At 63.5% G+C, this 26396-nt stretch carries 25 protein-coding genes; 10 read left to right on the top strand and 15 right to left on the bottom strand.

Annotated features, from left to right (window positions below; genetic code table 11):
- Positions 1–11: 11 nt before the first annotated feature.
- The 6 genes from P5704_008475 to gatC all read right to left on the bottom strand — a co-directional run bounded on the left by P5704_008475 (position 12) and on the right by gatC (position 6043).
- The gene (locus tag P5704_008475) at positions 12–1097 is read right to left on the bottom strand and encodes a calcium/sodium antiporter (protein ID WOF80493.1); all 1086 of its coding nucleotides are present in this window, start codon (positions 1095–1097) and stop codon (positions 12–14) included.
- Between the two features lie 41 nt (positions 1098–1138).
- The gene (locus P5704_008470) at positions 1139–2224 is read right to left on the bottom strand and encodes a calcium/sodium antiporter (protein WOF80492.1); all 1086 of its coding nucleotides are present in this window, start codon (positions 2222–2224) and stop codon (positions 1139–1141) included.
- 66 nt (positions 2225–2290) lie between these two features.
- Positions 2291–2692 carry a septal ring lytic transglycosylase RlpA family protein gene (locus P5704_008465; protein WOF80491.1) on the bottom strand — a complete coding sequence of 134 codons (402 nt, stop codon included), beginning with the start codon at positions 2690–2692 and terminating at the stop codon, positions 2291–2293.
- A gap of 140 nt (positions 2693–2832) precedes the next feature.
- A complete protein-coding gene (gene gatB / locus P5704_008460) occupies positions 2833–4278 on the bottom strand; it encodes an Asp-tRNA(Asn)/Glu-tRNA(Gln) amidotransferase subunit GatB (GenBank protein ID WOF80490.1) in 1446 nt (481 codons plus the stop codon).
- 11 nt (positions 4279–4289) lie between these two features.
- Positions 4290–5741, bottom strand: coding sequence for an Asp-tRNA(Asn)/Glu-tRNA(Gln) amidotransferase subunit GatA (gene gatA, locus P5704_008455; GenBank protein WOF80489.1), 1452 nt, complete (start codon positions 5739–5741; stop codon positions 4290–4292).
- Positions 5742–5755: 14 nt separating this feature from the next.
- Positions 5756–6043, bottom strand: a complete 288-nt coding sequence (gatC, locus tag P5704_008450; protein WOF80488.1) for an Asp-tRNA(Asn)/Glu-tRNA(Gln) amidotransferase subunit GatC — start codon at positions 6041–6043, stop codon at positions 5756–5758.
- 318 nt (positions 6044–6361) lie between these two features.
- On the opposite strand from gatC, the gene mreB reads away from it, so the two are divergent.
- The 9 genes from mreB (at position 6362) to tldD (ending at position 18795) form a co-directional block, all read left to right on the top strand.
- Positions 6362–7399, top strand: a complete 1038-nt coding sequence (gene mreB, locus P5704_008445) for a rod shape-determining protein MreB (protein ID WOF80487.1) — start codon at positions 6362–6364, stop codon at positions 7397–7399.
- Between the two features lie 127 nt (positions 7400–7526).
- Positions 7527–8498: a rod shape-determining protein MreC gene (gene mreC, locus P5704_008440; protein ID WOF81193.1), complete on the top strand. Its 972-nt coding sequence runs from the start codon at positions 7527–7529 to the stop codon at positions 8496–8498.
- Positions 8495–8983: a rod shape-determining protein MreD gene (gene mreD, locus P5704_008435; GenBank protein WOF80486.1), complete on the top strand. Its 489-nt coding sequence runs from the start codon at positions 8495–8497 to the stop codon at positions 8981–8983. The genes mreC and mreD overlap by 4 nt, the downstream gene beginning before the upstream one ends.
- Positions 8984–9177: 194 nt before the next feature.
- Positions 9178–10326 (top strand): PEGA domain-containing protein, encoded by a 1149-nt coding sequence (locus P5704_008430; protein ID WOF81192.1) that lies wholly within the window; start codon positions 9178–9180, stop codon positions 10324–10326.
- 95 nt (positions 10327–10421) lie between these two features.
- Entirely contained in the window at positions 10422–11012 is a 591-nt protein-coding gene (locus P5704_008425; GenBank protein WOF80485.1) for a Maf family protein, read from the top strand.
- A gap of 85 nt (positions 11013–11097) precedes the next feature.
- Positions 11098–12555: a ribonuclease G gene (rng, locus tag P5704_008420; GenBank protein ID WOF80484.1), complete on the top strand. Its 1458-nt coding sequence runs from the start codon at positions 11098–11100 to the stop codon at positions 12553–12555.
- Between the two features lie 49 nt (positions 12556–12604).
- Positions 12605–16414, top strand: a complete 3810-nt coding sequence (locus P5704_008415) for a YhdP family protein (GenBank protein WOF80483.1) — start codon at positions 12605–12607, stop codon at positions 16412–16414.
- A gap of 90 nt (positions 16415–16504) precedes the next feature.
- Complete coding sequence (locus P5704_008410) at positions 16505–17350, top strand: carbon-nitrogen hydrolase family protein (GenBank protein ID WOF80482.1); 846 nt, start codon at positions 16505–16507, stop codon at positions 17348–17350.
- Between the two features lie 2 nt (positions 17351–17352).
- Positions 17353–18795: a metalloprotease TldD gene (gene tldD / locus P5704_008405; GenBank protein ID WOF80481.1), complete on the top strand. Its 1443-nt coding sequence runs from the start codon at positions 17353–17355 to the stop codon at positions 18793–18795.
- An 82-nt stretch (positions 18796–18877) separates the two neighbouring features.
- Here the strand turns inward: tldD and yjgA are convergent, their stop codons facing one another.
- Entirely contained in the window at positions 18878–19399 is a 522-nt protein-coding gene (yjgA, locus tag P5704_008400) for a ribosome biogenesis factor YjgA (protein WOF80480.1), read from the bottom strand.
- 106 nt (positions 19400–19505) lie between these two features.
- On the opposite strand from yjgA, the gene pmbA reads away from it, so the two are divergent.
- A complete protein-coding gene (pmbA, locus tag P5704_008395; GenBank protein ID WOF80479.1) occupies positions 19506–20852 on the top strand; it encodes a metalloprotease PmbA in 1347 nt (448 codons plus the stop codon).
- Between the two features lie 49 nt (positions 20853–20901).
- Here pmbA and P5704_008390 read toward each other — a convergent pair whose 3' ends face one another.
- The 8 genes from P5704_008390 to lptC form a co-directional block, all read right to left on the bottom strand.
- Positions 20902–21174 (bottom strand): HPr family phosphocarrier protein, encoded by a 273-nt coding sequence (locus tag P5704_008390; protein WOF80478.1) that lies wholly within the window; start codon positions 21172–21174, stop codon positions 20902–20904.
- A gap of 13 nt (positions 21175–21187) precedes the next feature.
- The gene (gene rapZ, locus P5704_008385) at positions 21188–22045 is read right to left on the bottom strand and encodes an RNase adapter RapZ (GenBank protein ID WOF80477.1); all 858 of its coding nucleotides are present in this window, start codon (positions 22043–22045) and stop codon (positions 21188–21190) included.
- Complete coding sequence (gene ptsN / locus P5704_008380; protein WOF80476.1) at positions 22046–22510, bottom strand: PTS IIA-like nitrogen regulatory protein PtsN; 465 nt, start codon at positions 22508–22510, stop codon at positions 22046–22048. It lies immediately after the preceding gene.
- A 7-nt stretch (positions 22511–22517) separates the two neighbouring features.
- The gene (gene raiA, locus P5704_008375; protein WOF80475.1) at positions 22518–22826 is read right to left on the bottom strand and encodes a ribosome-associated translation inhibitor RaiA; all 309 of its coding nucleotides are present in this window, start codon (positions 22824–22826) and stop codon (positions 22518–22520) included.
- Between the two features lie 74 nt (positions 22827–22900).
- Positions 22901–24415 carry an RNA polymerase factor sigma-54 gene (locus P5704_008370; protein WOF80474.1) on the bottom strand — a complete coding sequence of 505 codons (1515 nt, stop codon included), beginning with the start codon at positions 24413–24415 and terminating at the stop codon, positions 22901–22903.
- A gap of 146 nt (positions 24416–24561) precedes the next feature.
- Positions 24562–25287 carry an LPS export ABC transporter ATP-binding protein gene (gene lptB, locus P5704_008365; GenBank protein ID WOF80473.1) on the bottom strand — a complete coding sequence of 242 codons (726 nt, stop codon included), beginning with the start codon at positions 25285–25287 and terminating at the stop codon, positions 24562–24564.
- Positions 25287–25832, bottom strand: coding sequence for a lipopolysaccharide transport periplasmic protein LptA (gene lptA / locus P5704_008360; protein WOF80472.1), 546 nt, complete (start codon positions 25830–25832; stop codon positions 25287–25289). The genes lptB and lptA overlap by 1 nt, the downstream gene beginning before the upstream one ends.
- Positions 25819–26391: an LPS export ABC transporter periplasmic protein LptC gene (gene lptC, locus P5704_008355; GenBank protein WOF80471.1), complete on the bottom strand. Its 573-nt coding sequence runs from the start codon at positions 26389–26391 to the stop codon at positions 25819–25821. The genes lptA and lptC overlap by 14 nt, the downstream gene beginning before the upstream one ends.
- Positions 26392–26396: the final 5 nt, after the last annotated feature.

The following is a 26396-nucleotide window of genomic DNA, read 5'->3' as shown; positions in this document are numbered from 1 at the left end:
CACCTTTCTTATCAGCGCTGGGTTTTCCAGGCGCGGCCGGCGATGACCAGCAGCGTGATCGCGGTCAACGGCAGCGCGTAGCCCAGCATGGCATCGCCAAAGGTTTCCGCGAACGGGCGGCCGGTGCTGGTCAGCACCAGGTACAGGGTGTACGCCACGTAATAGGCGAGGAACAGCGCGCCTTCCCAACGCTTGATGCAGTAGCCGGCGAAGAAGATCGGCAGGCAGGCCACCGCTACGGCGATCATCACCGGGAAATCGAAGGCCAGCGCGTTGGACGACACGCCGATCGCTTGCGGCGACACCAGCGAGGCCAGGCCCAGTACGCAGAGCAGATTGAAGATGTTGCTGCCGACGATGTTGCCGACGGCGATATCACGCTCGCCGCGGAAGGCCGCCATGATCGAGGTGGCCAGTTCCGGCAGCGAAGTACCGATGGCAATTACCGTCAAGCCGATGACCAGCTCCGACAGGCCGAGCGCCCGGGCCAGGGCCACGGCACCCTCGACTAGGAAGTTGGAACCCACTACCAGCAACACCAGACCTGCGATCACGAGGCCAGCGTTGATCAGCCCTGCATGCGGCTTGGCCGGCTCGTCCAAACCGAACTCCTTGGCAAACTCGTCGTCGACTTCCGCAGCTTTTTCCCGGCGGCTGCTGATGATCAGGAACAGCGTGTAAGCCACTACCGCGGTGAACAGCAGCGCGCCGTCGATACGGCTGAGTTCGCCGTCCCAGGCAAGGCCGAAAGTCACCAGGCTGGCACCGATCATGATCGGCACGTCCAGGCGGATCAATTGGCGCGACACCACCAGCGGGGCGACCAGCGCGGTCATGCCGAGGATCAGCAGCACGTTGGCGATGTTGCTGCCCACCACGTTGCCGATTGCAATGTCGCCGCTACCGTTGAGTGAAGCTTGCACGCTGACGGCCGTTTCTGGCGCGCTTGTACCGAAAGCGACCACGGTGAGACCGATGACCAGCGGGGAAATGCCGAACTGGGCGGCGAGTTTGGCTGCACCTCGCACCAGGACCTCCGCGCCGGCGACGAGCAGCACCAAGCCGGCTACGAGGTAGACAAAGGTCATCAGGGTCACGATGGGGTGCTCCGCAAAAAATCCAGATAAAAGAGGGTGATTCAGCGCTGGTGTTGCCAGGCGCGCAGGAAGATCACCAAAAGCGTGACGGCCGTCAAGGGGAACGCGAACCAGAGCATCGCGTCGCGCAGCAGCTCGATGGCGCCCAGGCCGGTGGCGAACATCACCAGATACAGGGTGTAGGCCAGGTAATAGGCGAAAAACATCAGCCCTTCCCAGCGGCGGATGCAATACCCGGAAAAGAAAATCGGCAGGCAGGCGACGAACACGGCCAGCATTACCGGGAAGTCGAAGGACTGGGCGTTGGGTGAAATGGACAGGCCGTCCGCAGCCACCGCGGCGCCGGCCCCGAGCACCAGCAGCAGATTGAAGATGCAGCTACCCACCACATTGCCGACGGCAATGTCGCGTTCACCCTTGATGACCGCCAGCACCGAGGTCGCCAGCTCCGGCATCGAGGTGCCGACCGCGACCACCGTCAGGCCGATGACCAGTTCGGAAAGACCGAGCGCACGGGCCAGGCCCACGGCACCTTCGATCAGCAGATTCGAGCCGCCCACCAGCAGCCCCAGACCGAGCAGGATCAGCAACAGCTGGAGCACCCAGGCATAGGGCTTGTCGCCGGTGTCCGGACCGAACTCCGTGTCGAATTCATCGACGCCAGGTCCCGGTTTGTCCCGCTTGCTGGCGACTACCAGAAACAGCGTGTAGCCAATCAGGGCAACGAGCAGCAGGATACCGTCCAGTCGGCTGATGCTACCGTTCCAGGCCAGTCCATAGCAGAGCAGCCCGGCGCCGATCATCACCGGCACGTCGAGGCGGATCAGCTGCCGGGATACCACCAGCGGTGCGATCACTGCGGAAACGCCGAGAATCAGCAGGATATTGGCGATGTTGCTGCCGATCACATTGCCTACCGCGATGTCACCGCTGCCATTCAGCGATGCCTGTACGCTGACGGCTGTTTCCGGTGCGCTGGTGCCGAAGGCCACTACGGTCAGTCCGATGATCAGGGGTGGAATGCCGAAACGGCTGGCCAGTTTGGCGGCACCGCGTACCAGCGCTTCGGCGCCGACGACGAGCAACACCAGGCCGCCGATGAGGTAGGCAAAGGTAATCAGCGACATGCGGGCGCTCCCTTGGCTGCGGTATCGCGGTCTGTGCTCTGTGACATCACTATAGGTGCCTTTTCTTCATGGAAGGGTTTCGATACGTACGCGGATCACACCGCTCTCGAGCATGTCCAGTTGTGCCGCCGCCGCGCGAGAAAGGTCGATGATGCGGCCGCGGCGAAAGGGGCCGCGATCGTTGATGCGTACCACCACCTGCTTGCCGTTCTGCTCGTTGGTTACCCGCACCCGCGTGCCGAAGGGCAGACTGCGATGGGCGGCGACCAGTGCGTTCTGATCATGGGTTTCGCCGTTGGCGGTGCGTTGGCCGTGGTGCATCCGCGCGTAATAGGAGGCCTTGCCGCTCTGGCTGAAGCGATCATGCGTGGCGGGTGGTGCCTTGGTGGGTTGAGCCGGCTGGCGATCTGCGCAGCCGCTGGCCAGCAAGGCCAGCAACAGCAGGGCGGTGAAGCGTGTCAGGCGCATGAACAATCCTTCCGTTGGGTCGATCGCTGAGTCGGCGATGGCCCGCGGCAGGTGTCGTGACGTTGTGGCGATGCCGGGAGCGGTGGTGCAGCGATGTCCGCGGTTGCAGCTGGGGCAACCGCGCAGGGCCATCGCTCAGCTTAGCCTTCGAGTTTCTTCTTCAGCAGTTGGTTCACCTGGCCAGGGTTGGCCTTGCCCTTGGAAGCCTTCATCGCCTGGCCGACGAAGAAGCCGAACATCTTGCCGCGCTTGGCTTCGTCGCTGGCGCGGTACTGCTCGACCTGCTCGGCATTGGCCGCCAGCACTTCGTCGAGCATCGCCTCGATGGCGCCGGAGTCGGTAACCTGCTTGAGGCCTTTCTTCTCGATGATCTGGTCAGCCGAGCCTTCACCGGCGGCCATGGCCTCGAAGACCATCTTGGCGATCTTGCCGCTGATGGTGTCGTCCTTGATGCGCAGGATCATGCCGCCCAGTTGCTCGGCGGAAACCGGTGACTGCTCGATCTCCAGGCCTTCCTTGTTGAGCAGGCTGGACAGCTCGCCCATCACCCAGTTGGCGGCCAGCTTGGCGTCGCCGCAGGCCTGCTGGACCTGCTCGAAGTAGTCGGCCAGCTCGCGGCTGGCGGCCAGCACGCTGGCGTCATAGGCCGACAGGCCGAACTCGCGCTCGAAGCGTTCGCGCTTCTGCACCGGCAGCTCCGGCAGGCTGGCGCGCACTTCGTCGAGAAAGCTCTGCTCGATCACCACCGGCAGCAGGTCGGGGCAGGGGAAGTAGCGATAGTCGTTGGCTTCTTCCTTGCTGCGCATGGAGCGCGTCTCGTCCTTGTTAGGGTCGTACAGGCGGGTTTCCTGCACCACCTTGCCGCCGTCCTCGATCAGCTCGATCTGCCGCTGCACTTCGTGGTTGATCGCCTTCTCGATGAAGCGGAAGGAGTTGACGTTCTTGATCTCGGCGCGGGTGCCGAACTCGGCCTGGCCCTTGGGCCGCACCGAGACGTTGCAGTCGCAGCGCAGCGAGCCTTCGGCCATGTTGCCGTCGCAGATGCCGAGGTAGCGCACCAGCGCGTGGATCGCCTTGACGTAGGCGACCGCTTCCTTGGCCGAACGGATGTCCGGCTCGGAGACGATCTCCAGCAGCGGGGTGCCGGCGCGGTTCAGGTCGATACCGCTCATGCCGTGGAAGTCTTCGTGCAGGCTCTTGCCGGCGTCCTCTTCCAGGTGTGCGCGGGTGATACCGATGCGCCGGGTGCTGCCATCTTCCAGGGTGATGTCCAGATGGCCCTTGCCGACGATGGGATGGTCCATCTGGCTGGTCTGGTAGCCCTTTGGAAGGTCAGGATAGAAGTAGTTCTTGCGGGCGAAGACGTTCTTCGGCGCGATCTCGGCGTCGATTGCCAGGCCGAACTTGCACGCCATGCGCACGGCTTCGGCATTGAGTACCGGCAGGGTGCCGGGCATGCCCAGATCGACGAGGCTGGCCTGGGTGTTGGGCTCGGCACCGAAAGTGGTGGCGCTACCGGAAAAGATCTTCGACTGGGTCGCGAGCTGTGCGTGAATCTCCAGCCCGATCACGGTTTCCCATTGCATCTTCAATCTCCTCAGAATCCGGCCGGGGCGCGCATGTGCCAATCGGTGACTTGTTGATACTGGTGCGCCACATTGAGCAGGCGCGCTTCCTGGAAGTACGGCGCCAACAGTTGTACCCCCACCGGCAGGCCATCGATGAAGCCGGCCGGCATCGACAGGCCCGGGATGCCCGCCAGGTTGGCGGTGATGGTGTAGATGTCTTCCAGGTAGGCAGAAACCGGATCGGCGTTTTTCTCGCCCAGCTTCCAGGCCAGGTTCGGCGTGGTCGGGCCGAGGATCACGTCGACCTGCTCGAAGGCCGCGACGAAGTCCTGCTTGATCAGGCGACGGATCTTTTGCGCCTTCAGGTAGTAGGCATCGTAGTAACCGGCCGACAGCGCATAGGTGCCGACCATGATGCGCCGCTTGACCTCGTCACCGAAGCCTTCGGCGCGCGAGCGCTTGTAGAGGTCGGTAAGGTCGGCCGGGTTTTCGCAGCGATAGCCGAAGCGCACGCCATCGAAACGCGAGAGATTGGAAGAGGCCTCGGCTGGTGCGATCACGTAATAGGAAGGAATCGCGTGCTGCATGTTCGGCAGGCTGATGTCCATGACCGTGGCGCCGAGCTTCTTCAGCTCCTCGACGGATGCCATCACGGCGTCAGCGATCTTCGGATCGAGACCGGCGCCGAAGTACTCCTTCGGCAGACCGATGCGCAGGCCGGCGAGCGGCTGGCTCAGCGCGGCGAGGTAGTCGTCCAGTGGCTGGTCGACGCTGGTGGAGTCCTTGGCATCGAAGCCGGCCATTGCCGACAGCAGCAGCGCGCAGTCTTCGGCGGTGCGAGCCATGGGGCCGCCCTGATCGAGACTCGATGCGTAGGCCACCATGCCCCAGCGCGACACGCGGCCGTAGGTCGGCTTGAGGCCGGTGAGGTTGGTCAGCGCAGCCGGCTGGCGGATCGAGCCGCCGGTGTCGGTGCCGGTCGCGGCAGGCAACAGTCGTGCGGCGATGGCTGCGGCGGAGCCGCCGGAGGAGCCGCCCGGTACACGGGTCAGGTCCCAGGGGTTCTTCACCGCGCCGTAATAGCTCGACTCGTTGGCCGAGCCCATGGCGAATTCGTCCATGTTCAGCTTGCCGAGCGTGACCGTACCGGCGGCTGCGAGCCGTTCCACCACGGTGGCGTCATACGGGGCCTTGAAGTTGTCGAGAATCTTCGAGCCGCAGCTGGTGCGGATGCCCTGGGTGCAGAACAGGTCCTTGTGGCCGATCGGTGCGCCGAGCAGGGCGCCGTTCTCGCCGGCGGCACGACGCGCATCGGCGGCCTTGGCCTGCGCCATGGCGAGTTCGTCGGTAACGCTGATAAAGGCGTTGAGCTGCGGGTCGAGCTGCTCGATGCGGGCCAGCAGGTTGCGCGTCAATTCCTCGGCGGAGAAGTGCTTCTCGGCAAGGTTGCGGGCGATCTCGGCAAGCGTCAGGTTGTGCATGTCGGAGTCCTTCATCACTCGATCACTCGCGGAACCAGGTAGAGGCCTTCTTCCACGGCGGGTGCGATGGCCTGGTAGGCATCACGCTGGTTGCTCTCGGTGACTGCATCGGTACGCAGGCGCTGGGTGGTTTCCAGCGGGTGGGCCAGCGGCTCGATACCCGTGGTGTCGACCGCCTGCATGCGGTCGATCAGGCCGAGGATATTGTTGAGGGTCTCGGTGGTGCGTGGCAGGTCGGCTTCAGACAGGCCCAGGCGGGCCAGATGAGCGATCTTTTCCACCTCGGTGCGTTCAAGCGCCATCGGGTATCTCCAGCGGAAAGCGAATCGGGACAGCACCTTCCGTCGACTCGACGGGGGCGCGAGGCGGCACGTGAAGCGCCGCGGCCATGGGCTTTCGGGCCCGGAAAAGCCGCCAATGTTACATGCCCGAGGCGGTTATCGGTAGCGTGGCCGCGGTACCTCGCCTGGTGGGGGGATTGGCTTGCATGTTGCGGCCTGACGCGCAGTGGCTCACGTATGGCGCTACGCGAGGGGACTCGCGCCTTGCCCTAAGTTCGCACCATTGTTAGAGTTTGCGGCACTTTTTTCCCCACGCGTTTGCCCCAGGGCCCTTTTCCCATGTTCAAGAAACTGCGTGGCATGTTTTCCAGTGATCTGTCGATCGATCTGGGCACTGCCAATACCCTTATTTATGTGCGCGATCGCGGCATCGTTCTCGACGAACCCTCTGTAGTCGCCATTCGTAGCCACGGCAACCAGAAGAGCGTCGTCGCCGTCGGCACCGAGGCCAAGCGCATGCTGGGCCGCACCCCGGGCAACATCAATGCGATCCGTCCGATGAAGGACGGTGTGATTGCCGACTTCAGCGTCTGCGAGAAGATGCTGCAGTATTTCATCAACAAAGTGCACGAAAACAGCTTTCTGCAGCCCAGCCCGCGCGTGCTGATCTGCGTGCCCTGCAAGTCGACCCAGGTCGAGCGCCGTGCCATTCGTGAGTCGGCATTGGGTGCCGGAGCCCGCGAAGTGTTTCTGATCGAGGAACCGATGGCTGCCGCGATCGGCGCCGGCTTGCCGGTCGACGAAGCGCGTGGCTCTATGGTCGTGGACATCGGTGGTGGCACCACCGAGATCGCGCTGATCTCCCTCAATGGCGTGGTCTACGCCGAATCCGTACGGGTCGGCGGTGATCGTTTCGACGAATCCATCGTGACCTATGTACGCCGCAACTATGGCAGCCTGATCGGCGAATCCACCGCCGAGCGCATCAAGCAGGAAATCGGCACGGCCTTCCCCGGTGGCGAAGTGCGTGAGGTGGACGTCCGTGGTCGCAACCTGGCCGAAGGCGTGCCGCGCAGTTTCACCCTGAATTCCAACGAAGTGCTCGAAGCCCTGCAGGAATCGCTGGCGACCATCGTTCAAGCGGTCAAAAGCGCGCTCGAGCAATCTCCGCCGGAGCTCGCCTCCGACATCGCCGAGCGCGGCTTGGTGTTGACTGGCGGTGGCGCGTTGCTGCGTGACCTGGACAAGCTGCTGGCCCAGGAAACCGGTCTGCCGGTGATCGTCGCCGAGGAGCCGCTGACCTGCGTCGCCCGTGGCGGTGGTCGCGCGCTGGAGATGATGGATCGTCACGCCATGGACCTGCTGTCCACGGAGTGAGCCTGGTGCCGCGGTGCTCATGACAAGCCGAAAGATCCGGTCGCACCGGCTTTCGGCTTGTCGCGTTTAGTCTCAAGCTTTTACTCGTGAGGTAGTCGCAATCAAGCCGCTATTTGCCAAGGGACCTCTGCTCGGTGTGCGCCTGCTGGTGTTCGTCGTGCTTTGTGTCGTGCTGATGGTGGTGGATGCACGCTTCGACGCGCTGAAGACGGTACGCAGCCAGATGGGCCTGGTGCTGACGCCGTTCTACTGGGTCGCCGACATGCCGGTGCGGATCTGGCGAGGCGCGACCGAGCAGATCGCCAGCAGCAGCAGCCTGATGGCGGAGAACGAGAAGCTCAAGGCCGAGGCGCTGCTGATGCAGCGGCGTCTGCAGAAGCTGGCGATGCTCACCGAGCAGAACGTGCGCCTGCGCGAGTTGCTCAACTCGGCGGCGCTGGTGGATGACAAGGTCATCGTCGCCGAGCTGATCGGACTCGACCCGAACCCCTTCACCCATCGCATCCTCATCGACAAGGGCGAGCAGGACGGCGTCTTCATGGGGCAGCCGGTGCTCGATGCCAGCGGCCTGATGGGTCAGGTCGTCGAGGTGCTGCCGTACGCTGCGCGCGTGCTGCTGCTGACCGATGTCACCCATAGCATCCCGGTGCAGGTCAACCGCAACGGCCTGCGTGCGATCGCCGTGGGCACCGGTAATCCGGACTATCTGGAGCTGCGCCATGTGGCCGAAACCGCTGACGTCAAAGTGGGGGATCTGCTGGTCAGTTCCGGGCTCGGTCAGCGGTTTCCAAGCGGTTATCCGGTGGCTCAGGTGACCGAGGTCGTGCATGGCTCCGGCCAGCCGTTCGCCATCGTACGGGCGGTACCGACCGCCATGCTCAATCGCAGCCGCTATCTGATGCTGGTATTCAGCGATTCGCGGACGCCGGAAGAGCGGGCCGCCGACGCCGCCGAGGCCCAGGCCGACGCCGATGAGAAAGCCGCTAGCGAAGGCACGGAGGCAGCCGCACCTGCAGCCGAGGCGGGGGCTGAGCCAAGCGCTGCAGAACAGGCGCCCGCCGCTGCGTCGCCAGGCGCGGTATCTGAGGAGGCGCAATGATCAGCGGGCGGCCGAACAATGGATGGATCATCTGGTTCAGTCTGACGTTCGCGCTGCTGCTCAGTGTCGCGCCCATGCCTGGCAGTGCGGAGATCGCGCGACCCTTGTGGCTGGGGCTGGTCATCGCCTTCTGGTCGTTGGTTCTGCCGCATCGCGGTGGGCTGGGCGCCGCGTTCTGTTTCGGGCTCGCCCAGGACGTTCTGGCCGGCACGCTGTTCGGCCAGAGCGCCTTGCCGCTGATCCTGATCGCCTTTCTGGTGCTGAGTCTGCAGCAACGCCTGCGCATGTTTCCGCTGTGGCAACAGAGCATGGTGCTGTTGGTTGTACTCGGCCTCGCCCAGTTGGTGCAGCTCTGGCTGAATACGCTGACCGGCAATCGGCCACCGACGCTGCTGTTCCTGGTGCCTGTGCCGGTCAGCGCGCTGCTCTGGCCCTGGGTGTATGTCGCGCTGCAGGGATTGCGTCAGCGATTCGCTGTTTATTGACGCCTTCCTTTGGCGATGCAGCCCGCCTGTATCGGTCCGAAAAAATCTGACGTTTCATGTGGGATTGTGCCGTCTGGCACGGCTTACGCCTTGCTGCTCCAAGGCAATTCTGAAATCATGCTGCCGCTATGGCGTTCCGCCATTACTGGTTTCTGCTTCAGAAGACGATAAGCACAACAGCACGGGCGATGAGTATGGAAGCTGGCAGTTCGATTTTTTCCAGGCCGCAAGGCTCTCGTGGCGCCCGAGCGGTGTTGGCAGCCGGCGCGGTGGGGGCATTGCTGATGACGCTGGTCATGAGCACTGGCTACTCCCAGGCCGACAGCGCCCCGCAGGCCCCTCAGCTGGCCAAGCTGTCGACTCCCGACACGCCCATCACCGTTGCCGCTTCCTCTGCACCCGCTGCCGATTCGCCTCGCGCCGAGCAACTGGCCGGCAAGATTGCAGAACTCGACGCCATTCTCCTTGAAAAGCAGAAGCTTGAAGACGCGCTGCGGGCCGAGAAGAGCGAACTCGCGGCCGTGCAGTTGCAGCTGGCCAACAGCAAGAAGCTGATTCGCCTGGAGGTCGACGACTTCCTCGGTCAGAGCGCCGAGCGCAAGCGTCTCGATGAGCTGCTGGACGAGCACAAGCGTGGTGCCGAAGCCGAGAAAACCATCGGCGAACGCGTAGAGGCCCTGGAGAAGGACCTCGGCAACCAGCACCTGAAGTTCTCGCTCGCCGCGCGTGACGTCGACCGCCTCAAGACCCAACTGGCCGCCGAGGTTCGCGAGCGCAACAGCAGGAAGATTCAGGCCATCGCCCGCAAGCTGGACAAGACCGTTCGCTTCGAGCAATCGGTTTCGTTCCGCTGTTCCGCCAGCAAGAGCCTCGCGGCCTGTCTGGCCGAGCATCGCAACGATGGTCAGATGTCGCAATGGGTGCAGGAAAACTACCAGCGTGTGTTGGCCGAGGACATCCGTGAGCAGGTTGCCGATGTCGAGCTGGACACCGCCTGGTACCGCTACCGCACACGCACCGCTTTCGCCCAGGCGAGCATGAGCCTGGACGGCACCGTCAACGCACAGATGAACGTCGAGGCGACCATCACGGCGAAGAAGATGATGCCGTGCGCGATCCTCGATGTGCCCTACGAGCAATGCGACAGCAAGACCCACTCGTTGATCGTGCGCAGCAACAAGTACGACGATCGGGTCCGCATCAACGACCAGGAGCATGGCGCCACGCCGGTTTCGCTGGTGCTGGACAGCGGCGTCTACGACATTCAGGTCACCTCCGGTGGTATTACCCAGAAGCGCACGCTGTCGCTCAAGGGTGATCAGGTGGTCAACTTCAAGTTCTGATTCCTGCCCGGCGTAGTTCTTACGCCGGGCCTCTGCGCCTTCCTCGACGTACCCCGGATATGCGACGCTGTCGCTTTACCGTCTGAGGAACTGCCATGGGCGCTCTGTTTCTTGCCTCGGCATCACCCCGTCGCCGCGAATTGCTCGCGCAGATCGGCGTGCCGTTTTCCCTCATCAGCGTGTCGGTCGATGAAACGCCGTCGCCGACCGAGTCGCCCGAGGCGTATGTCGAGCGCGTGGCACGCGACAAGGCGCTCGCCGGGCTGGCCGGTCTGGGGGATCGCGAAGGCTGCGTGCTGGGTGCCGACACCAGCGTGGTGCTCGATCAGCATATTCTCGGCAAGCCTGCCGACCGTGCCGACGGGCTCGCCATGCTGGCGGCGTTGTCCGGGCGTACGCACCGGGTCATGACCGCCGTAGCGCTGGCCAGTCGAAGTGCCTGCGAGGTGCGTGTGGTCATCAGCGAGGTGACCTTCCGTACCATCGACGAAGCCGAAGCCGAACGCTACTGGGACAGCGGCGAGCCGGCGGACAAGGCAGGCGGTTATGCCATCCAGGGCTGGGGTGCGGTGTTCGTCAGCCAGTTGCAGGGCAGCTATTCGGCGGTGGTTGGCCTGCCGTTATGTGAAACGGCGCAGCTGATCGACGCCTTTGGACTTTCACGTTGGACCAAAGGCTCAAGCTAGAGCCTGTGGCTCCGGTGCGAAGGCCGGTTAGAATCGACTCAACCACCAGCTAGCGCTGCACATCAAGCCACCGCCGAGAACAACAATGAGCGAAGAAATCCTGATGAACATCACCCCCATGGAGTCGCGGGTGGCGGTGGTGGAGAACGGTGTGCTGCAGGAGGTGCATGTCGAGCGTACCCAGCGCCGCGGCATCGTCGGCAACATCTACAAAGGCAAGGTGGTGCGGGTGCTGCCGGGTATGCAGGCGGCGTTCGTCGACATAGGGCTGGATCGCGCCGCGTTCATCCATGCATCGGAGATTTCCGCCCGCGAGGGTAATGCCGTCGAGCCGATCAATGCGCTGGTTCACGAAGGCCAGAGCCTGGTCGTGCAGGTCACCAAGGACCCGATCGGCACCAAGGGCGCGCGCCTGACCACGCAGCTGTCGATCCCGTCGCGCTACCTGGTGTACATGCCGCGCACCAGCCATGTCGGGATTTCCCTGCGTATCGAAGATGAAGCCGAGCGCGAGCGGCTCAAGCAGGTCGTTGCCGAATGCGTTGAGGCAGAGGGCATTCAGGAAGCAGGTGGTTTCATCCTGCGTACTGCGGCAGAAGGGGCCGGCAGCGACGAGATCCTCATGGATATCCGCTATCTGCGCCGTCTGTGGGAACAGATCGCCAGCCAGATCAAGACCGTCGAAGCCCCCACGGTGATCTACGAAGACCTCTCCCTGGCCATGCGCACCCTGCGTGATCTGGTCAATCCGCGGATCGAGAAGATCCGCATCGATTCGCGGGAGAATTTCCAGAAGGTCACCCAGTTCGTCGGCGAGCTGATGCCCGAGCTCGGCGACCGCCTCGAGCACTATCCGGGCGAGCGGCCGATCTTCGACCTCTACGGCGTCGAGGACGAGATCCAGAAGGCGCTGGAGCGCAAGGTCATGCTCAAGTCCGGCGGTTACCTGATCATCGATCCGGCCGAGGCGATGACCACCATCGACGTCAACACCGGTGCCTTCGTCGGTCATCGCACGCTGGAAGAAACCATCTTCAAGACCAATCTCGAGTCGGCGACCGCCATCGCACGCCAGCTCCGGCTGCGCAATCTGGGCGGCATCATCATCATCGACTTCATCGACATGGAGGACGAGGAGCATCGTCGCCAGGTCCTGCGCACGCTGGAAAAGCAGCTCGAGCGCGATCACGCCAAGACCAACATCATCGGCATCACCGAACTTGGCCTGGTGCAGATGACCCGCAAGCGCACCCGCGAAAGCCTCGAACAGGTGCTCTGCGAACCCTGCATGTGCTGTCAGGGGCGCGGCAAGCTGAAGACACCGGAGACCGTCTGCTACGAGATCTTCCGCGAGATCCTGCGGGAGGCGCGGGCCTACCAGGCCGAAGGTTATCGGGTGCTGGCCAACCAGAAGGTGATCGATCGTCTGCTCGACGAGGAGTCGGGCAATGTCGCCGATCTGGAGGCCTTTATCGGTCGTTCGATCAAGTTCCAGGTGGAAAGCATGTACTCCCAGGAACAGTACGACGTGGTGTTGCTCTGAACAAAGGCAGACCGGGCCGCAAGGGCCAGGATGACCGGAGCGCATCCAGATGAACCGCCTCGCTGCCTTCCTCGTGACACTGTCGCGCCAGCTGTTCTGGATAACCGCGTTCGGGCTGATTCTGGCCGCGCTTTACGTCAGCCTGGGGCGGCAGCTGGTGCCTCTGGTCGCCGAATACCGCGCTGAGGTTCAGGAAAAGGCGCAAGCGGCGCTGGGCATGCCAATCGCGCTGGGCAGGCTCGAAGGCCGCTGGGAAGGCTTCGCGCCCCGCTTGCTGGCGCATGATGTGCTGCTCGGTGAAGGGGACAGCGCGATGCGCCTGGACCGTATCGCTATCGTGCCGGACCTGGCGGCGAGCCTCTGGGCACGAGCATGGCGGCTGAGCCGCCTGGAGTTCAGCGGCGTGCAGCTGTCTGTCGCTGAAGATGCCGAGGGCAAGTGGCGAGTGGAGGGCTTGCCGACTCCTACCGAGCAGAAACCGCCCGACCCGCAGAAGATGCTCGAGTCGTTGCAGCGGGTGCGTGGGCTGGCGGTGCGCAACAGCCAGATCACGCTGGAGCCATTCGGCGAGTCGCCGCTGACCTTGAGCTACACCGATCTGGGCCTGCGTATCGACGGTGAGCGGCTCCGCTTGGACGGGCGCAGCATCCTGCCGGATGGCCAGCCGTTGGCCTTGCGCATTCAGGGGCGGGTACAGCCGCAGCGCTGGCAGCACGCCGAGGCGCAGGTGTACCTCAGCCTGCCCCAAAGCGACTGGGCCGCCTGGTTGCCGCGCCGGCTGACGGCCGACTGGCACCTGCAAACGCTGAAGATGGGCGGTGAGCTGTGGGCGAATTGGCGCGAACAGGCGCTGGAGCGTGCCGTTCTACGGCTTAACGCGCCGCAGCTGATCACGTCCTTTGCCGATCGTGAGCCTGTCCAGCTCGAGGACCTGGGGGGCGAGGCGTATATCGATCGCAACGAGCAGGGCTACCGGCTGCTGTTGGACCGGCTGGCATTCGATCTCGACGGCGAGCGTTGGGGCGATGCGCGCATCCAGCTGCAGCAGGATCAGACTCGGCAGCATTGGCAACTGCAGGCTGATCGGCTGGCTATCGCGCCGATCGCCACGCTCGTTCGTGCACTGGCACCATTGCCAGCGGCTGCAGCCGAGACGCTGACGGCGCTGCAGCCCAGCGGAACATTGCGCAATCTGCGGCTCGACTACTACCAGCAGGTGGAGTCGCCGCAGCGGCTGCAATTCGCCGCCAATCTGGACCGGATCGGCTTCGCTGCACAGAACTGGATACCGGCGGTGGGCAACGCGAGTGGCAGCATTCGCGGTGACCTGGGCAGCGGAGAACTGCGCGTGGACAGCGACGACTTCAGCCTGCAGCTTGCGCCCCTGTATCCCGAGCCCTGGCGCTACCGACACGCCGGCGGACGCCTGACCTGGGCGCTGGATGAGCAGGCCTTCACGCTGGCAGCGCCCTATCTGCGTATCGACGGCGAGGAGGGCAGGATCGCCGGGGACTTTCTCATCCGTCTGGCCCGTGATCCCGCGGCAGAGGATTACATGGACCTGCGGGTCGGCTTGAGCGATGGCGATGCGCGCTTCACCGAAAAATACCTGCCGACACGCTCGCCGGCGTTGAGTCCGGCGCTGGTCAGCTGGCTTAGGGAAGCGATCCGCGGCGGTACGGTCGAGCAAGGTTATTTCCAGTACCAGGGTGCATTGAGCAAGGGAGCTGCCGACAGCGCGCGCAGCCTGAGCCTGTATTTCAAGGTGCGCGATGCCGAACTGGCGTTTCAGCCTGGCTGGCCCCTGCTGCAGCAGGGTCGTGGCGAGGTGCTGATCGAAGACAGCGGGGTTCGTGTCCGGCTCGCGGAAGGGCGGATCCTCGACAGTCAGGTGCGGGATGCGACAGCAGAGATTCCTCGTGCTGGGACCGGCAACGTGCCGCAGCTGACCGTGAAGGGGCAGGTCACCAGCAGCCTGCCGGATGCCTTGAAGCTGCTGCAGGAGGCGCCGATCGGAACCGGCGAGATCTTCGCTGGCTGGCAGGGCCAGGGTGCGCTCAGCGGCGCGCTCGACCTGCATATCCCGCTGGGCAAGGGCACCCCGCGGGTCATCGTGGATTTCGCCAGCGACGATGTGACGCTGAAGATTCCCGAGCCGGCGCTCGCCTTCGAGCAGCTCAGCGGAAAATTCCGCTACGACACCACGCGAGGCTTGAGTGCAGAGGCCATCCAGGCGCGCCTGTTCGGCTCTTCGGTCAAGGGCAAGGCGGTAGCGACAGGCGCGCCCGGCAAGCCAGCCTCTCGCCTGGAGGCGCAGGGCGCCGTGGAGTTGAAGCGTCTGACTGAGTGGCTCGCTATCGGGCAGTCGCTGCCCGCCAGCGGTGAATTGCCCTACCAGCTGCGTCTGGATCTGGCGGGTGAGAACAGTCAGTTGCAGATCGACTCTTCGCTCCAGGGGCTGCGCATCGATCTGCCCGCGCCGTTCGGCAAGCCTGCACGCGAACGCCGTGACACGTCGTTGCGAATGTCCCTGCAAGGGGCCGAGCGTCGCTACGGTGTCCGGCACGGGTCACTCGCCGCCCTGACGTTCGCTGCGCCGCCGGATGCCTGGGCGCGGGGCCGCGGCGAGCTGCGTCTGGGGGGCGGTGCGGCCAATCTTCCGGCCAGTGCCGGGCTTTACGTCAGGGGACGCCTGCCGGAGCTGGATTTGAAGGCCTGGCAGGCGGTGCTCGAGCAGCACCACGGCAAGGCGCAAGCGCAGCAGACGACCGGCTCGCTGTTGCGCCGGGCGCAGGTCGATATCGGTCGTTTCGACGGTTTTGGTACTCGGATCGACAACCTTGGGCTGGACCTGCGGCGAATGAGCGAAGCCTGGGACCTTGGTCTTCGCAGTTCGATCATCAGTGGCTCGGTTCGCCTGCCGGATGCCGAGGGCGGCATCATCGTGGCCGATCTCGAGCACCTGCGCCTGCCGGCTGCCGCGCAATCCGACGAAGCAGTGGTCAAGGAGCGACCCGATCCGCTGGCGGATGTCGACCCGCAGAGCCTGCCGGCGATGGATGTCGCCATCAAACGGGTTTCGCTGGGCGACGATGCGCTTGGCGCCTGGGCGTTGAAGCTGCGCCCGGTCAGCGGCGGGGTCGAGTTCCGCGATATCGCTCTCGACCTCAAGGGGCTGAAGATCACCGGCAACGGTGGTTGGGACAGCGCGCGGACCTGGTACAAGGGCCGTCTCGAAGGGCGCAATCTCGCCGACGTATTGCTTGCGTGGGGCTTTGCGCCTTCGGTGACCAGTGACAGTTTCCGCCTGGATGTGGACGGGCAGTGGCCGGGTTCGCCGGCCTGGTTCGCCATGGCGCGTTATTCCGGCAGCATGCAGCCGCGGCTGCGCAAGGGGCAGTTCGTCGAAATCGATGGCAGCGCCCAGGCGTTGCGCGTGTTCGGCGTGCTTAACTTCAACTCGATCGGGCGCCGCCTGCGGCTGGATTTCTCCGATCTGTTCAGCAAGGGCCTCAGTTACGACCGGCTGGATGGTCGGTTGCTGGCCAAGGAGGGTGTGTTCAACACCGGCGAGCCGATCACCGTCAGCGGTCCGTCGACCAACCTCGAACTGAATGGCAGGCTGGATATGGCGCGTGACGAGATCGACGCCAAGTTGCTGGTCACCTTGCCGATCAGCAACAACCTGCCACTGGCGGCGCTGATTGTCGGCGCCCCGGCGATCGGCGGGGCGCTGTTCGTGGTGGACAAGCTGCTCGGCGACCGCGTGGCGCGATTCGCCAGCGTGCAGTACGACGTCAAGGGCCCTTGGCAGTCGCCGAAGATCAGTTTCGACAAACCATTCGAGAAACCGCAATAGGCAGCCGCAAGCTGCAAGTTGAAAAGCGACGGTGCACGATCCCGCTTTGACTTGCAGCTTGAAGCTTGCCGCTCGACGAAGGAGCCCCCCATGTCCTTAGCCGTAATTCAAATGGCCAGCCAGGCGGATGTCACCCTCAATCTGGCCCGCGCGCGCGCGTTGCTCGAGCAGGCGGCCGAAGCGGGCGCGCGGCTGGCGGTGCTGCCGGAGAACTTCGTCGCCATGGGCCGCAGCGATCTACCGCAATTGGGACGGGCCGAAGCCGCCGGTAACGGGCCGATCCTGCCCTGGTTGAAACAGGTGGCCCGAGACCTCAGGTTATGGATCGTGGCCGGCACTCTGCCGTTGCCGCCCGACGACGACCCGCAGGGCAAGCCGAATGCCTGCTCGCTGCTGTTCGATGATCAGGGGCAGCGGGTGGCGCGCTACGACAAGCTGCATCTGTTCGATGCGGAGGTTGCCGACAACCGTGGCCACTACCGTGAATCGGACGACTATGCGGCGGGGCAACGGCTGGTGGTCGCCGACACACCGGTCGGACGCCTGGGGCTGAGCGTGTGTTATGACCTGCGTTTCGCCGAGCTATACGCTGCGCTGAGGGCGGCGGGTGCGGAGTTGATCAGCGTGCCGTCGGCGTTCACCACGGTGACCGGTGAGGCGCACTGGGCGACGTTGATTCGCGCCCGTGCCATCGAGACGCAGTGCTATATCCTGGCTGCCGCGCAGGGTGGAGAGCATCCTGGCGGTCGCCTCACCCATGGGCATTCGTCTATCGTGGACCCATGGGGCCGTCTGCTGTGCGAGCAGGCGACTGGCGAGGCGGCTTTGCTTGCCGCTCGGGATGCGTCCGAACAGGCTGCCATTCGCCAGCGAATGCCGCTGCAGCGCCACCGCCGATTTTCCGTACCGTGCCTGGCCACGGACCGTTTGGAGTGAATATGAGTGAACTGCTGTTACCTGTCACCGAGCGACTGCTGACCCCTGGCGGCCTGGGTATCGATGACCTACCAGGCCTGCTCGGTGAGCTCGCCGGGCCCGGCGTGGATGCGGCGGACCTGTACTTTCAGGATCAGGTTTCCGAGTCCTGGGTGCTCGAGGATGGCATCGTCAAGGAGGGAGGCTTCCATCTGGAGCAGGGCGTCGGCGTGCGCGCGCTGTCCGGCGAGAAAACCGGTTTCGCCTACAGTAACGCGATCACTGCCGATGCCTTGCGACAGGCAGCCCAGGCTGCACGCTCCATCGCGCGCAGCGGCCGACAGGGGCGGGTGGAGGTGCTGTCCCGGGCGGCATTCGCGCCGTTGTACGCGCAGGACAATCCGCTCGACGGCCTGGGGCGTGCCGAGAAGGTCGAGCTGCTCAAGCGCATCGACGTCGCGACCAGGGCGCTGGACCCGCGGATCAAGCAGGTCACGGTGAGCCTGGCGGGCGTCTGGGAGCATATCTTGGTGGCCGGAATGGACGGTGGCATGGCGGCCGATATCCGCCCGCTGGTGCGTTTCAACGTCAGCGTGATCGTCGAGCAGAACGGCCGCCGCGAGCGCGGTGGCCAGGGCGGCGGCGGGCGTACCGGCTACCAGTACTTCCTCACCGAGGATCGCGCCATGGGCTACGCCCGTGAGGCATTGCGTCAGGCGCTGGTCAACCTCGAAGCGGTGCCGGCGCCGGCCGGTTCCTTGCCGGTCGTGCTTGGGCCTGGCTGGTCCGGGGTGTTGTTGCACGAGGCCGTCGGTCACGGCCTGGAGGGTGATTTCAATCGCAAGGGCAGCTCGGCCTACAGCGGCCGGATCGGCCAGAAGGTGGCGTCCAGCCTGTGCACCATCGTCGATGACGGCACCCTGGCGGATCGCCGAGGCTCGCTCAGCGTCGATGACGAAGGCACGCCGACGCAGTGCACCACGCTGATCGAGAACGGCATTCTCAAGGGTTATATCCAGGACAAGTTGAACGCCCGCCTGATGGGCGTCGCGCCGACCGGCAACGGGCGGCGCGAGTCTTACGCACACCTGCCGATGCCGCGCATGACCAACACCTACATGCTGGCTGGCGAGAGCGATCCGCAGGAAATCATCCGCTCGGTGAAGAAGGGTATCTACTGCGCCAGCCTCGGCGGCGGCCAGGTCGACATCACCAGCGGCAAGTTCGTCTTCTCCACCAGCGAGGCGTACCTGATCGAGGATGGCAAGATCACCACACCGGTGAAGGGCGCAACCCTGATCGGTAACGGTCCGGAGGTGATGAACCGGGTGTCGATGGTCGGTAACGACCTGGCGCTCGACAGCGGTGTCGGCACCTGTGGCAAGGATGGGCAGTCCGTGCCGGTGGGCGTCGGCCAGCCGACACTGAAGATCGACGAAATCACGGTAGGGGGTACGGGAGCTTGAAGGCAGCGGCAAGCTGCAAGCCGCAAGCTTCAAGAGAAAAGCCGCTGTTACCTGCAGCTTGTGGCTTGCCGCTTGTAGCTGTTTACCGCAAACCGCGTTTGGCTTCGTCCAGTTCGCGGATGTACTTGAAGATCTTGCGGCTGGCGGCCGGCGGCTTGTTGCGTGCTGCCTCGTGCTGGGCATGGCGGATCAGCCCACGCAGATGCTGGCGGTCGGTCTCGGGGTACTCGGCTACGAACGCTTCCAGGGTGGCGTCGTCGCCGCCGATCAGACGATCGCGCCAGCGCTCCAAGGCATGGAAGCGCTCGTTGTATTGGCGTGTCGAGGCGTCCAGTTGATCGACCAGCGCCAGAATGGCATCGACATCCTGGTCGCGCATCAGCTTGCCGATGTACTGGATGTGCCGTTTGCGCGCGATATGCGCCTTGTGTTTCGGCGCGTCGGCCAGTGCCTTCTGCAAGGCGTCGCTCAGCGGCAGGCGGGCGATTAGGTCAGGCTTTAGGGTGGTCAGCCGTTCGCCAAGCTCCTGCAGGGCAAGCAGTTCGCGTTTGACCTGGGATTTGCTTTTTTCGTCGAAATCGTCGGCGTCGGAGTGTTCAGACATGGGGGTGGTCCACTAGGAAATGCCGCCATGATAACAGCAGCCCTGGCAGCAGGCTTCAGAGGAGCGGCGCCAGGTTGCAACTTGATTCGATTGTTTGGGAGTGCTTATGAGTGAAGTAGAGGGCATCGGCCCGCACGCGCTGCCCGGTTTGCGCGAGAAGGTCGAGCGCATCATCGAGGAAGCGCGTCGGCAGGGCGCCAGCGCCAGCGAGGTTTCGGTCTCCATGGAGCAGGGCCTGTCGACCACGGTGCGTCAGCGTGAGGTGGAGACGGTCGAGTTCAATCGCGACCAGGGCTTCGGCATTACGCTCTATGTCGGCCAGAGCAAAGGCACGGCGAGCACCACCGGCAGTGGCGACGATGCCATCCGTGAAACCGTGGCCGCCGCGCTGGCCATCGCTAGGCATGCCTCGGAGGACGAGTTCGCCGGTCTCGCTGACGCCACGCTGATGGCGCGCGAGCTTCCCGAGCTCGATCTTTACCATCCGTGGGCGATCACCCCCGAACAGGCCATCGAGCAGGCGTTGAGCTGTGAGGGCGCCGCGTTCGCCTTCGATCAGCGAATCCGCAACGCAGACGGCACCACCCTCAATACTCATCAGGGCTGCCGTGCCTACGGCAACAGCAATGGCTTCATCGGTGGATATTGCAGCAGCCGTCACAGCCTGAGTTGCGTGATGATCGCCGAGAGCGAAGGGCAGATGCAGCGTGACTACTTCTACGACGTCAATCGCATCGGCGAAGCGCTGCTCGACCCGCAGACCATCGGCCAGCGCGCCGCCGAGCGTGCCGTGCGGCGTCTGGGCGCGCGTCCGGTTCCTACCTGCGAAGTGCCGGTACTGTTCGCCCCCGAGCTGGCGACCGGACTGTTTAGCCACTTCATCGCAGCGATTTCCGGCGGAAATCTTTACCGCAAGGCGTCCTATCTCGAGGATGCCCTGGGACAGACGCTGTTTCCCGAGTGGCTGAGCCTCGATGAGCGTCCGCACATCCCGCGTGCCCTCGGCAGTGCCAGCTACGATGGCGATGGCCTGGCGACCTATGCCAAGCCGTTCGTGGAGAACGGTCGCTTGCTGTCCTATGTGCTTTCGACCTATTCCGGGCGCAAGCTCGGTATGCCCAGCACGGCCAATGCCGGGGGCGTACACAACCTGTTCGTCAGCCATGGGGACGAGGACCAGGCAGCGCTGATCCGACGCATGGGCCGTGGCCTGCTGGTGACGGAGCTGATGGGGCAGGGCCTGAACCTGGTGACCGGCGACTATTCTCGCGGCGCAGGCGGCTACTGGATCGAGAATGGCGAGATCCAGTTCCCGGTGCAGGAAGTGACGATTGCCGGCAACCTGCGCGACATGTTCCGCCAGATCGTGGCGGTCGGTTGCGATGTGGAAACGCGCGGCAACGTGCGGACCGGCTCGGTGCTGATCGAGCGAATGATGGTCGCTGGCAAGTGAAGCATTAGCGGCGCGGTCGGAAACGATTCGCGCCGCCTCGGCGAGGTGTCTACTCGCCTTCTTCGAAATAGTCGTCGATCAGTGCGGTCAGCGCGTCCAGTGCGTCCTCTTGCTGATCACCTTCGGTGTCCAGATGCAGGCTGGTGCCCTTGCTGGCGGCAAGCATCATGACCGCCATGATGCTCTTGCCGTCGACCAGCGTGGCCGGGCAGCGGCCAACGCGAATCTTGCAGGGGTAGCGATTGGCAACGGCGACGAACTTGGCCGCAGCGCGCGCGTGCAGGCCGAGTTTGTTGATGATGGTGACTTCGCGGGCGGGCATGGTGCAGGTATTCCTAGGCGAGGTCCCGATGACGGACCTGCAGGTTCTTCAGCGGTTCTCTCAGCGTCTGGCCTAGCCGTTCGGCCAGGTAGACCGAGCGATGATGGCCCCCTGTGCAGCCGATGGCGATGGTGACGTACGCTCGATTGCTGGCAGCGAACCGCGGCAGCCATTTGCTCAGATAGCCGTGGATGTCCTGGAACATTTCTTCCACGTCGGCCTGGGCGCTGAGGTAGTCGAACACCGGTTGGTCAAGCCCGGAGAAGTCGCGCAGTTCGGCTTTCCAGTAAGGGTTGGGCAGGCAGCGTACGTCGAACACCAGATCGGCATCGACCGGCATCCCGCGCTTGAAACCGAATGACTCGATCAGAAAGGCGGTGCCCGGCTCAGGCTTGTTGAGCAAGCGCAGCTTGAGCACGTCGCGCAGCTGATAGAGATTGAGGTGTGTGGTGTCGATCTTCAGGTCGGCATGATCGATGATCGCCGCGAGCAGCAACTCCTCGTCATGGATCGCTTCGGCCAGAGAGCGGTTTTCGTTGGTCAACGGATGGCGGCGGCGGGTTTCCGAGAAGCGCTTGAGCAGGGTCTCATCGTCGGCATCCAGATAGAGCACATCGCACTGGATATGCCTGGCGCGGACTTCTTCGAGCAGCTCGGGAAAGCGCTTGAGCTGGCTGGGCAGGTTGCGCGCGTCGATCGACACGGCGACCTGCGGATGCAGTAGCTCGGTGTGCAGCAGGGCGCGTTCGGCAAGCTCGGGCAGCAGTCCGGCAGGCAGGTTGTCGATGCAGTAGAAACCGTTGTCCTCGAGCACGTTCAGTGCGGTGCTCTTGCCCGAACCCGAGCGTCCACTGACGATGATCAGTCGCATCTACGCCCCGTTCTGCACGTCGACCACTACCTGGTAGAGGCTTTCGTTGTTCGGCGCCTGGCGCAGTCGTTGGCGTACGTCTTCTCGGTCGAGCATGCTGGCGATCTGGCGCAGCAGTTCGAGATGCTCATCGGTGGCGGCTTCCGGTACCAGCAGGACGAATAGCAGGTCCACCGGCGCGCCGTCGATGGCGTCGAAATCCACTGGCGTCTGCAGCCGCAGAACGGCACTCAGCGGCGCATTGCAGCCGACCATGCGGCAGTGCGGAATGGCGATGCCGTTGCCGAAGCCTGTCGAGCCGAGCTTCTCGCGTGCGATCAGGCTTTCGAAGATGGTCTGGGAATCGAGATCGATAAGGTCCTGGGCGATCACCTTGGCGATCTGTTCTAGGACACGCTTCTTGCTACCGCCCGGGACGTTCACCAAGGAACGCCCGGGGGTGAGGATGTTTTCGAGTCGGATCATATTGGAGTCAGCGGGTGACAGCGCCCTGTGTGTGGTCGAGCTGCTTCTCCTTGTGCTTGATCAACTGGCGATCGAGCTTGTCGACCAACAGGTCGACGGCAGCGTACATGTCTTCGTGATCGGCGATGGCCACGACTTCGCGGCCTGCGACGTGCAAGGTTGCTTCGGCTTTCTGCTTGAGTTTCTCGACCTGGAGGATCACCTGAACGCTGATGATGCGGTCGAAGTGGCGAGCAAGCCGATCGAATTTCTCCTCGATGTAGTCACGCAGGGCATCGGTTACTTCCAGATGAACACCGCTGATGTTGACTTGCATACTGCTATCTCCTTTGCCTTGTACGAAGAGCAGGTTGGTAGGCCTGCCGCCGGGACAGTTCGACCAGGGGCCGATCACAGTAGACGTTTGCGCTCGCTGGATGGTGCGATACCGAGCGACTCGCGGTACTTCGCAACTGTGCGGCGGGCCACCTGGATGCCCTGCGCTTCCAGTAAACCAGCGATCTTGCTGTTGCTCAACGGCTTTTTCTGGTTTTCCGCGGCGACCAGTTTCTTGATGATCGCGCGGATCGCGGTGGACGAACATTCGCCGCCTTCCGCCGTGCTGACGTGGCTGGAGAAGAAGTATTTGAGTTCGTAGATGCCGCGTGGCGTGTGCATGTATTTCTGCGTGGTCACGCGGGAGATGGTCGACTCATGCATGCCCACCGCCTCGGCGATGTCGTGCAGTACCAGAGGCTTCATCGCCTCGTCACCATGCTCGAGGAAGGCGCGCTGGTGTTCGACGATCTGAGTCGCCACCTTCATCAGGGTCTCGTTGCGGCTGAGCAGGCTCTTGATGAACCAGCGCGCTTCCTGCAGCTGGTTGCGCATGAAGGTGTTGTCCGCGCTGGAGTCGGCGCGTTTGACGAAACCGGCGTATTGCGCGTTGACGCGAAGGCGCGGCATGGCTTCCTGATTCAGCTCGACCAGCCAGCGATCATTGTGCTTGCGCACGATCACGTCGGGCACCACGTATTCCGGTTCGCTCGCCTCGATCTGCGACCCCGGGCGCGGGTTCAGGCTCTGGATCAGTTCGATGACCTGGCGCAGATCGTCTTCCTTGATCTTCATTCGCCGCATCAGCAGGCTGTAATCCCGGCTGCCGAGGATATCCAGATAGTCGCTGACCAGACGCTTCGCTTCGCTCAGCCATGGTGTGCGGTCGGGCAGTTGGCGCAGCTGCAACAGCAGGCACTCACGCAGATCACGTGCGCCGATGCCGGCCGGTTCGAATTGCTGGATACGACGCAGAACGACCTCGACCTCGTCGAGTTCGATTTCCAGCTCGGGATCGAACGAGTCGACGATTTCCTGCAGCGTCTCTTCGAGATAACCCTGTTCATTGATGCAGTCGATGAGGGTGGTCGCGATCAGCCGGTCGGTGTCGCTCATTGGCGCGAGGTTGAGCTGCCACAGCAGATGGCTCTGCAGGCTTATGCCGCTCGATGTCCGGCTGGTGAAATCCCACTCGTCGTCATCGTTGCTGGGCAGGCTGCTGGCGCTGGTCTGGTAGATGTCTTCCCATGCGGTGTCGACCGGAAGCTCGCTGGGAATCCGCTCGCCCCAGTCGCCGTCGCTGTCGTCCAGGCTGTCACTGCTATGAGAGGGCTCCTCGTAGGTGCTTTCCTGGCTGCTGCTCTTCTCGGTGACGGTGTCGCCTGGCCGTTCAGCGGCCTCGGCCATAGGGTCGGAGCTGTCGAAGTCGTCTCCGTCTTCTTCGCGCTCGAGCATGGGATTGGAGTCCAGCGCCTCCTGGATCTCCTGTTGCAGATCGAGGGTGGATAGCTGGAGGAGCCTTATGGCCTGTTGCAGCTGCGGTGTCATCGTCAGCTGCTGGCCCATCTTCAGGACTAGCGATGGTTTCATGGCAGAGGACTTCGAACCTTTTATGCCGGCGCAACCGCGCCCATTCCGACATGCCGTGCGCGGGGCGCCGGCAGAAAGCAAATTATATGCCTGCCGATGAAGCCTTTGCCTAGAGCCGATTTGCCGAGCCGAGCAAAAAATCCGCCTTACAGGCGGAATTCGTGGCCCAGATAGACTTCCTTGACCAGCTGATTGCTCAGGATGGTCTGCGCATCGCCCTCGGCAATCAGTTGCCCGTCGTTGACGATATAGGCCGTCTCGCAGATATCCAGGGTCTCGCGGACGTTGTGATCGGTGATCAGCACGCCGATGCCCTTGGCCTTGAGGTGATGGATGATCTGCTTGATATCGCCCACCGAAATCGGGTCCACGCCGGCAAAGGGTTCATCAAGCAGGATGAACTTCGGTGCCGTGGCCAGTGCGCGGGCAATCTCCACGCGGCGTCTTTCACCACCAGAGAGGCTCATGCCGAGGCTGTCGCGGATATGGTTGATATGAAATTCCTGCAGCAGGCCTTCCAGCGCCTGCTGACGGCCGTTGCGGTCCAGGTCCTTGCGGGTCTCGAGAATGGCCATGATGTTGTCGGCGACCGAGAGCTTGCGAAAGATCGAAGCTTCCTGCGGCAGGTAGCCAATGCCGGCACGTGCGCGACCGTGCATCGGCAGGTGGGTAACGTCGTCCTGATCGATCAGCACGCGGCCCTGGTCGGCATTCACCAGGCCGACGATCATGTAAAAGCAGGTGGTCTTGCCGGCGCCGTTGGGGCCTAGCAGGCCGACGATCTGCCCGCTTTCGATGGACAGGCTGACATCGCGCACGACCTGCCGACTCTTGTAGCTCTTGGCCAGATGCTGGGCTTTGAGAACGGCCATTACTCGGGCTGCTCCGCAGCCTGGCCGTTCTTGCGCGGCTGGATCACCATGTCCACGCGCGGGCGCGGCGTGGTGACATCGGCATTGGTGGCGCGCCCGGCGTTGACGATCTGCCGGCGGGTGTCATAGACGATCTTTTCGCCTTCGAAGGTATTGCCTTCCTGAACGACCTTGGCCTGATCGATGAGCACGATCCGCTCGTTGGCGGCGAAATACTGGATGGTCAGGCCGTAGGCCTTGACGATTTCCTTGTCCACCGCAGGTTTCTGCTCGTAATAGGCCGGCTTGCCGATGGAGGTGAAGACTTCGACGTCGCCGTTGTCATCCTGAGTGATGGTCACCGTGTCGCCGGTGATCTTCATCGTGCCCTGGGTGATGACCACGTCGCCGCGGTAGACCGCCACGCCCTGTCGATCGTCCAGTTCGGCGGTGTCGGCTTGAACGCGGATTGGCTGTTCACGATCCTCGGGAAGCGCCCAGGCGCTGGCACCAAGCCAGAATGCGCTCAAACCGAGCAGGAGGGGGAGAGTCTTAACGCAGCTCATGCTGGCCTCTTACGTTGGACAGCAGGAGCATCCTGCCGTCATCCATGTACGCTTTCATGCCGGTTGCAGTGGTCACGCCATTGGCGGCCTCGATTCTAACGGCTTGGTTTGTCTCGGCATAATCCTTCTCCGGCCACACCGTCAGGCGGCTGGTGGTAAGGATCGTCGGGCGGCCCTTGGCGTCGGTGCGCTCGACCTTGACCTGATCGATCAGCAGCACCTCGTCACCTTCGGCCGATACTTCGCCGCGCTCACTACGCACGTGCCACGGCAGTTCGGTGCCACGATAGGACAGCAGATCCGGCTTGGTCAGCAGGCTGATGTCGCTCGCCTTGATGTGCTCGAGCTTGTCTGCGGTCAGTTCGTAGTTGCGCTTGCCGTCGGGCTGATATTGCACCGTGCGGGAATTGATCACGTAGAAGTCGACATCAGGCGTGGCGCCGCTGGCGACGGATGGCTCCTGCATGAAGCTTTCCGGCCGGATGTTCCAGTAGCCGACCGCCACCAGCAGGGCGGCGATCAGCGTAAGCAGGACAGCGAAGCGCATTTTGCGAAGCATGCAGA

Source organism: Pseudomonas sp. FeN3W (assembly GCA_030263805.2).
Taxonomy (GTDB): domain Bacteria; phylum Pseudomonadota; class Gammaproteobacteria; order Pseudomonadales; family Pseudomonadaceae; genus Stutzerimonas; species Stutzerimonas stutzeri_G.
This window is presented reverse-complemented; position numbering and strand designations above follow the sequence as displayed.